This is a genomic window from Frankia sp. AgPm24, assembly GCF_023243055.1.
Lineage (GTDB): Bacteria > Actinomycetota > Actinomycetes > Frankiales > Frankiaceae > Frankia > Frankia umida.
Map to the genome: position 1 here is coordinate 24511 of NZ_JALKFW010000175.1, position 7127 is coordinate 31637.

The 7127-nt window shown below is 75.0% G+C and carries 7 protein-coding genes and 1 pseudogene; 2 read left to right on the top strand and 6 right to left on the bottom strand.

Annotated elements, in window-relative coordinates:
• Nucleotides 1-12: 12 nt before the first annotated feature.
• Nucleotides 13-393 carry a VOC family protein gene (locus MXD61_RS11700; RefSeq protein WP_248812880.1) on the bottom strand — a complete coding sequence of 127 codons (381 nt, stop codon included), beginning with the start codon at nucleotides 391-393 and terminating at the stop codon, nucleotides 13-15.
• A 48-nt stretch (nucleotides 394-441) separates the two neighbouring features.
• Between MXD61_RS11700 and MXD61_RS11705 the strand changes: the two genes are divergently transcribed.
• Entirely contained in the window at nucleotides 442-927 is a 486-nt protein-coding gene (locus MXD61_RS11705) for a DUF5990 family protein (RefSeq protein ID WP_248812882.1), read from the top strand.
• A 52-nt stretch (nucleotides 928-979) separates the two neighbouring features.
• On the opposite strand, the gene MXD61_RS11710 is transcribed toward MXD61_RS11705, so the two are convergent.
• From MXD61_RS11710 to MXD61_RS11730, 5 genes are read right to left on the bottom strand one after another with little or no spacing between them, the layout of a single operon-like run.
• Nucleotides 980-2275, bottom strand: a complete 1296-nt coding sequence (locus MXD61_RS11710) for a DUF58 domain-containing protein (protein WP_248812884.1) — start codon at nucleotides 2273-2275, stop codon at nucleotides 980-982.
• A 16-nt stretch (nucleotides 2276-2291) separates the two neighbouring features.
• Nucleotides 2292-3371, bottom strand: a complete 1080-nt coding sequence (locus tag MXD61_RS11715; RefSeq protein WP_372512189.1) for an AAA family ATPase — start codon at nucleotides 3369-3371, stop codon at nucleotides 2292-2294.
• The gene (locus MXD61_RS11720; RefSeq protein WP_248812885.1) at nucleotides 3368-4843 is read right to left on the bottom strand and encodes a DUF4350 domain-containing protein; all 1476 of its coding nucleotides are present in this window, start codon (nucleotides 4841-4843) and stop codon (nucleotides 3368-3370) included. Before MXD61_RS11720 ends, MXD61_RS11715 begins: the two co-directional genes overlap by 4 nt.
• Complete coding sequence (locus MXD61_RS11725; protein WP_248812886.1) at nucleotides 4840-5538, bottom strand: DUF4129 domain-containing protein; 699 nt, start codon at nucleotides 5536-5538, stop codon at nucleotides 4840-4842. Before MXD61_RS11725 ends, MXD61_RS11720 begins: the two co-directional genes overlap by 4 nt.
• Complete coding sequence (locus MXD61_RS11730; protein WP_248812887.1) at nucleotides 5535-6596, bottom strand: hypothetical protein; 1062 nt, start codon at nucleotides 6594-6596, stop codon at nucleotides 5535-5537. The genes MXD61_RS11725 and MXD61_RS11730 overlap by 4 nt, the downstream gene beginning before the upstream one ends.
• 292 nt (nucleotides 6597-6888) lie before the next feature.
• Here MXD61_RS11730 and MXD61_RS11735 point away from each other — a divergent pair.
• Nucleotides 6889-7127, top strand: a pseudogene (locus tag MXD61_RS11735) (ComF family protein); the annotation flags it as partial.

Below are 7127 nucleotides of genomic sequence, written 5' to 3' on the forward strand. Positions count from 1 at the left end.
AGCCGCCCGCTTTCAGGGCCCGTGATGGACGGCCTCGACGTTGTGGCCGTCGGGATCGCGCAGGAACACCCCGTAGTAGCCAGGGTGGTACTCGGGCCACTCCCGCGGCGCGTGCAGCACCTCGACCCCACCTGCCACGGCCGCGGCGTGCACGGCGTCGACCGCCTCCCGATCCTGCGCGCGGAACGCGACGTGCAACTCCCGCGCCTCGGCGCCACCCGCCGGACTGAGCCAGAACGCCGGCTGGCCATCCAGGCCGGCCAGGCCCACCACCAGCGCCCCGTCACGTTCGAACCGAACCGCCTCCCGAAGCCCGATGGCCGCGAACGTGGCCAGGTAGAACGCGCTCGACGCGGCGACGTCGGCCGCCTGCACTCCGATGTGATCGAACATGGGCGGCACTCTACGGCCGCCCTCCGACAGAACGGGCCCGACCCGTCGGTGCCGATCAGCTACCTGACCGATGATGACGGGGTGCGTATCCGGGTGGAGGGTCATGATCTGCCGGGGCGGCGCTGTGGACCGGCCGGCGAGGGCGGGCACGGCGACGTCCACGTCGGACTGCAGGCGCGGGGTGACCCGTCCGATCTGCTCGGGGTGCACCCCGGTGACGCGGCCGCGGCGCTGTGGTCGGTGGAATGCACCGTGCTGGCCGGGCCCGCCGGACCCGATCTGCGTGGTCGCCACGTCCAGGGCCGTCCAGGTGGACGGTTCCTCTACCTGTCGTGGGGTGACGTCGACGCCGCCGGCACGTTCGCGATGTTCCGGCGGGCGAAGCTGATGCTGGACGCGGTCGACCCGACCGTGCTCGCCGCGGCGATCCGCGCCGGGACACTGGTGGGACGGCTGGGCCTCACCGACGCGGCGGGCAACCCACTGTGCGCGGCGGTTCGTCCACCCGCCATCATCTGGTCACCCGGCGCCTGAACCACGCCCCGCGACCAGCCCCCCGCACCGGGATTCCGCTCACGCGGTGACATCAGAGCCGGCCGAGGGACTTCAGGGTGAGGTAGGTGTCGGTGACGGCCGCGGCGTAGCTGGCGGGGGGCGCGTCGACGACCTCCACGCCGCGCTGGCGCAGGGTCTCGACGAGTTCACGACGGCGCATCCGGGTCTGTTCGGCGGCCGCGGCGGTGTGGACGGCGCGCACGCTGTCGCGTCCGGCGGCCAGTTCGTCCAGACGCGGATCGCGCAGCGCGGCGACGATGACGGTGTGCCGTGCGGTCAGCGTCCCCAGAGCGGGCAGCAGACCCTCCTCGATGACGGCCGGTGCCAGCTCGGTGAACAGCACCACCAGGCTGCGCCGGGATGTCGCCCGCAGAACGCTCGTGACGATGCCGGTGTGATCGGCCTCGACGATCGCCGGTTCCAGGCCGGCCATCACGTCGCTGACCCGGGCGAGGTAGGCCTGGTCGTGCGAGCCGGGCAGCGTGGCGCGCGGCACGCTGTCGTGGGCGATGAGGCTGACCCGGTCACCGGCCCGCAGCGCGACGGCGGTCAGCAGCAACGCCGCGTCCAGGGCATGGTCCAGCCGGGGGGTGTCGCCGACCCGGCCGGCAGAGGTGCGCCCGGTGTCCAGAACACAGACGACCCGCCGGTCCCGCTCCGGCCGGAAGGCGCGGACCACCACGGCACCGCGGCGTGCGGTGGTGCGCCAGTCGATCAGCCGGACGTCGTCGCCGATCACGTAGTCGCGCAGGCTGTCGAACTCCGAACCGGCGCCCGCCCCGCGGATCGCGACCTCACCTTCGACCTCACGGAGCCGGGCCAGCGCCGCGGGCAGCGCCCGCCGTGACGTGAACGGCGGCAGCACCCGCAGCCGCCACGGACTGTGATGTCGCCCCTGGCGGCCGGCGAGCCCGAGCGGGCCGAGCGTACGCACCGTGATCCGAAACGGGGTGCGGTCACCGCGTCGGGTGGGGGTCAGCATCGTCTCGAGGAAACGTCGTTCCCCGGCGGGCACCACGACCCGGTGGACCCGGGGCTGGGCCCCCGCGGACGGCGACCAGGCGTCGCGGACCTGCGCGCGGACGGTACGGGTGCCGTTGTTGGTGACGGCGAGCACGAGCGGCACCGGCTGACCGAGGCGGGTCGCGGTGGGACCGGAGCGGCTGAACGACATCGTCCGCACCGCACCGGCGAACGCCACATCAGCGGCCACGAGCACCACGATCAGTAGGTTGACCAGCACCAGGGTCAGCCCTGGCGCCGGGGACACCAGCACGAACGCCACCCCGCACAGCGCCAGCGCGACCGCGCGGCCACTGATCGCCACTGTCGGACCGCCCGCGCTAGCGGGGTGCCGGGACGGTGGCCAGCACCTGCTCGAGCACGACGTCGGCGGTGACCCCATCGAGTTCGGCCTCGGGCCGCAGACTGATCCGGTGCCGCAGCGTCGCCCGGGCCAGCGCCTTGACGTCGTCGGGCGTGGCGTAGCCGCGACCGGACAGCCATGCCCACGCCCGGGTGGTCGCCAGCAGCGCCGTGGCGCCCCGCGGTGACACCCCGAGCTGGACACTCGGCGCCGCCCGGGTCGCCCGGGCAAGATCCACGATGTAGGCGAGGACGTCGGGATGCACCGCGACGGCCCCGACCGCGGCCCGCGCCGCCGCGAGATCCGCCGGACCCGCCACCGCACGCACCCCGGCCGCGGCCAGGTTGGTCGGGTCGAACCCGCCGGCGTGCTGGGCGAGCACCCGGATCTCGTCGTCCCGCGGGGGCAGCGGGAGGGTCACCTTGACCAGGAAACGGTCCAGCTGCGCCTCGGGCAGCGGGTAGGTGCCCTCGTGCTCGACCGGGTTCTGGGTGGCCAGCACCGCGAACGGGGTGGGCAGCGGGCGCGGGACACCGTCCACGGTGACCTGGCGCTCCTCCATCACCTCCAGCAGCGCGGCCTGCGTCTTCGGCGGGGTGCGGTTGATCTCGTCGGCGAGAAGCAGGTTGGTGAAGACGGGGCCCTCGCGGAAGGCGAACTCGGAGCTGCGGCTGTCGTAGACGAGCGACCCGGTGACGTCTCCGGGCATCAGGTCCGGGGTGAACTGCAGACGCTTGGTGTCCAGCGCCAGTGCCGCCGCCAGGGTCCGCACGAGCAGCGTCTTCGCCACACCGGGCACGCCTTCGAGCAGGGCGTGCCCGCGGCACAGCAGTGCGACGACGAGCCCGCTGACGGCCGCGTCCTGGCCGACGACGGCCCGGGCGACCTCGCCGCGCAACGCGATCAGCGCCCGGCGGGCGGCATCGGGATCGGGGGGCGTCGTCTCGCCCGGCGGCGGTGGCCGGTGCGTCGGCGCACCACCCGCCTTGTGCAGTGTCACCTCACCCGGATCGGCGGCCGGGTCGGCCGACGTCGCGTCGATGTGCGGGGTGGTCACCGTCCACCTACCTGTCGGTCGAGGTCGTCGAGCGCGCGGGCGAGCGCCATCAGCGCGCGATCGGGCTGGTCAGATGCACGATCGAGGCCCGTCGACCGGGTCGGGTCCGCACCGGGCCCGGCCGGCTGAGCGGACGGACGCGGCCAGGCCGGCGGCTCCGGGGGCAGACCGCGGGAGCGGGCCTGGTCCACAGCCCGCCCGAACGGGCCCGGTCGGGCATCGATCGGTGCCAGCATGCCCGAACCGTACAGGAGCGATCCAATATCCGAGGGTGACCGGCCGCTCTGCCGCGCGACCGCCGCGACCAGGGCGACCGGATCCGGCTCGGGTGCTCCGGTCGGGCCCGTGCGCAGCGGCAGACCGACCCGTTCGGCCAGCCGGACGCGAAGCCCGGCGCGCAGCACATCGGCGCTTCGGTCCCGAGCCCGGGCCGCGGCGTAGAGCCGACCGTGCCCCTCGACGGACTCCGCCGCGCGGACCACGACCGCCAGCGGTTCCGCCACCGGCGGCCCCAGCCGCCGACCGCGCCACAGCCCCAGCAGCAGCACTACCACCGCGAGCTGCAGCACCCCCCACCGCACCCCACCGGGCAGCAGCTCGAAGGGACCGCGGGTGTCCACCGCGTCGTGGCTGGCCGCGGTCGGGGTGACCCAGGCCAGCGTGTCGTGTCGGGCGAGCAGCCCGAGCGCCAGCGCGGCACCGCCGCCGTCGTCCAGGTCACCGTTGGTGAGGAACCGCGCCGAGCCGATCAGCACCAGCCGGCCGACGCCGGCCGCCTCGCCCGGCGTCGCCCCGCCCGCGGCCGCGCCACCAGGAGTGAGCACCGCCAGCCGCGCCGCCGTGGGCGGTTCGCCGTAGCAGAACTCGGCGCGCATCCCACTGCGATCGCCCCCCGCGGCGCGGGTGTAGGCCAGGCTTCCCGCCAGGGACACCCTGCCGGCGACGGTGGCCTCCGACAGCGCGCAGCGAGGCGCCGTGCCCCCGCCCGGGTTCTCGTCCGCGGCGCGGACTCCCACGTCCAGGACGTCGAGCACCGCGTCGTCGGCGCCGACGAGGACCACGTCCGAGCCCTGCCAGACCTGGCCGAGCAATCCGGCGAGCGTGTCGCGGTCGAGGCGGCCGGGCTGGAACACGACGACCGTGCCGGCCGACCGGTGACCCACCGGAACGGTCTCGGTGGGGGTCACGTTCACCCCACGTGCCCGAAGAATCTCGGCCAGCGCACGAGTGCCGTGCGGCCTGGCCGATCTGACGTCGAACGGTTCGCCGCCGGACGTTCCCGCCGTGAACACCGCCAGCAGCAGGAAGACGAGCACGAACGCCGCGACGACCGCGCCGACCGCCAGGCCCCGGCGCAGCACCGCCGGCCGTGGCCCGGTCCGCACGGATGTGGGCCCCGACCCGCCGGCGCTGGTGGCCGCGCCGCCGCTGGTCGGGGTCGTGTTCGGGGTCGTGTTCGGGGTGGCCGTCACGCGGGCACCGCCGACCTGCCGGGCGGGTCGTCGTGTGCGGCGAAGCCGCCGCGCAGCCGGGAAAGCCCGGTGTCGGCCTCGACGAGCACCTGGTAGCCCTCGGCCGTGCCCGGACGGCCGCCGTACCAGGTCTCGCTGAACACGTCCGTCGCGGCCGCGAGGGCGCGCAGCGGATCGGGCTGCCCCGGGGTGGACTGGCCGCCGGTGGCCCGGGAGACCTCCCCGACCAGTTCGCCCGCGGTACGACCCGGACGTGGTTCCAGGACGCCCTTGTCCGTGAGCATCCGCACGATGGCGCGCAGCCGGGAGCGCATGGCCAGGGCGTACTGCCCGGCGGCGGCCTGCTGGTCGGCCTCGGCTCGCAGCTGCGTCGCCGTCCGGGCGCTGGCGAGCTCGTCGGGCGCGGCCCGTCGCGCCGCCGCGGTGCGCCGCAGCGGCCCCAGCCACCAGCGGGCGGCCCCGAGCACGATCACGGCCACGATCACCAGGGACAGCGCGCCGAGCCCCGGCGCGTGGCTCCCGCCGGTGTCATCCCGCGGGAACAGCCAGGACCACAGATCCACGACCCGATCACCGATCCAGTTCAGGACGCGGTTCCACCAGCTCGTGCCCTCGCGGTGGTAGATCTCGCGGCTGAGTTCGCGGCGTGCCTCCTCCCGCGCGCCGTCGCGGGTGACCGGGCCGCCCAGGCTCATCCGCGTGGTCCTGCACCCGCGGCGCGCTGCCGGGCGGCCTCGGCGAGTGTCACGTCCAGCCCCTCCCGTCGGATGCGTAGATCGACGTAGAGCAGCACCGCGGCGCCGGCGAAGATCGGTGTCGACACGGTCGTCGCCACCAGGTTGCCGATGCCCTCGACGATGTGGCCGGCGATGGTGAGATCACCATCGTAGAACTCACCGAACACTCCCGGCGCGGACACCAGCACGATGCCGGTGACGAGGGCGAACACGGCGCTGAGCATCAGCGACACCAGCATCGCGAGCAGCAGGATGCCGAAGGCCCGCCACCAGGAGCCGCGCACGATCGCCACCGATCGGCGCAGGGCGTGGCGGACCCCGCCGCCTTCGAGGATGTACGCGGGAGCCGCCAGACTCAGGTACACCGCCACCATGATCGCGCCGATCAGCAGCGCGATCATCCCGAGCACGACGGCGGCCAGCACGGCCAGGGTCAGCGCGGCCAGCCCGGGCAGGCGGGGCGCGATCCGGCGCACCGCCTCGGCCGGCCCGATCCGGCTGCCCAGCGTCGCCTCGCTCACCACGACGCTGAGCACCCCGGACAGGAACAGGATCAGCACCAGCTCGAGTGCGAAGGACGAGACGGTGGCCAGCACCTGGGTCGTGCGCGACGCGTCCTGCGCGCCGATGGCGATCAGGGTGGAGATGGTCTCCACCACGGCGGCCGAGGCCACCGTCACCCCGATCGTGGCACCCGGGTTCGCGCGGACAGTCGCGAACGTGCCGTCCAGGATCTCCCCGAGGGCCAGGGGACGCAGCGGAATGATGCCGGGCCGGGGCGCCGCGGCCCCCCAGCGCCACGGCCCCGGCGGGCCACCTGGCGCACCCGGCGGAATCCCCGGCGGCGGTGGACCCGCGGACTGCGGCGGCGGACCGACTGGCCCCGGTGGCGGCGCCGGCTGGCCGGGACCGTCGGACCAGCCGGGCGGCTGCGGCGTGCCCCACCTGGGACCGCCGGTGTCGCGCTCGCCGGGTGCCGGCCCGCCGGGCGTGGCCCAGCCGGGTCCTTCTGCCATTGCCGTGTCTCCACTCGTCGTCTTCGTCGTCTCGTTGTCTTCGCCGCCCACGGGCTGCCCACGGGCCGCCCACGCGAGGCCGACCGAGGCCGACCGGGCTGGTCGGAGGCCGATTGTGGCCGTCGGTCACGGACCGGCCGCCGGTGTCGGCTCACCTGGCTCGGGTCGATCGTCCCAGACGCGGCCGGTCGGCTGCGTCCGCCTGTCCACAGGCCGCGGTCGGGGGGTGCGATATCCACAGGTCGCGAAGTCGTGCTTGGCGGCGCCGGGTGCTGGCGCAGATCCTGCTGGTGTGACCCGGCTGCTTCCCCCCGTGCTGTCGCGAGGCCTGTCCATCCTCGCCGACCTGGTGGTTCCCCAGTCGTGCGCCGGCTGTGGTGGGCGGGGCGTGTCCGTCTGCCCGACCTGTCTGGCGCAGCTACGCGGTCCTGTGATCCTCGCCGCCGCGGGCCCCATGGCCACCCCGCGGCGGCGGGGGGGGCGGCCCCCGCCCCGCCCGCGGGCGCGGCGCCGCCGCGGGCGCGGCCGCCG

Excerpts from the sequence above, each read along its gene's own strand:
- MXD61_RS11700 (WP_248812880.1), bottom strand. The coding sequence starts at position 393 with ATGTTCGATCACATCGGAGTGCAGGCGGCCGACGTCGCCGCGTCGAGC.
- MXD61_RS11725 (WP_248812886.1), bottom strand. The coding sequence starts at position 5,538 with ATGAGCCTGGGCGGCCCGGTCACCCGCGACGGCGCGCGGGAGGAGGCA.
- MXD61_RS11730 (WP_248812887.1), bottom strand. The coding sequence starts at position 6,596 with ATGGCAGAAGGACCCGGCTGGGCCACGCCCGGCGGGCCGGCACCCGGC.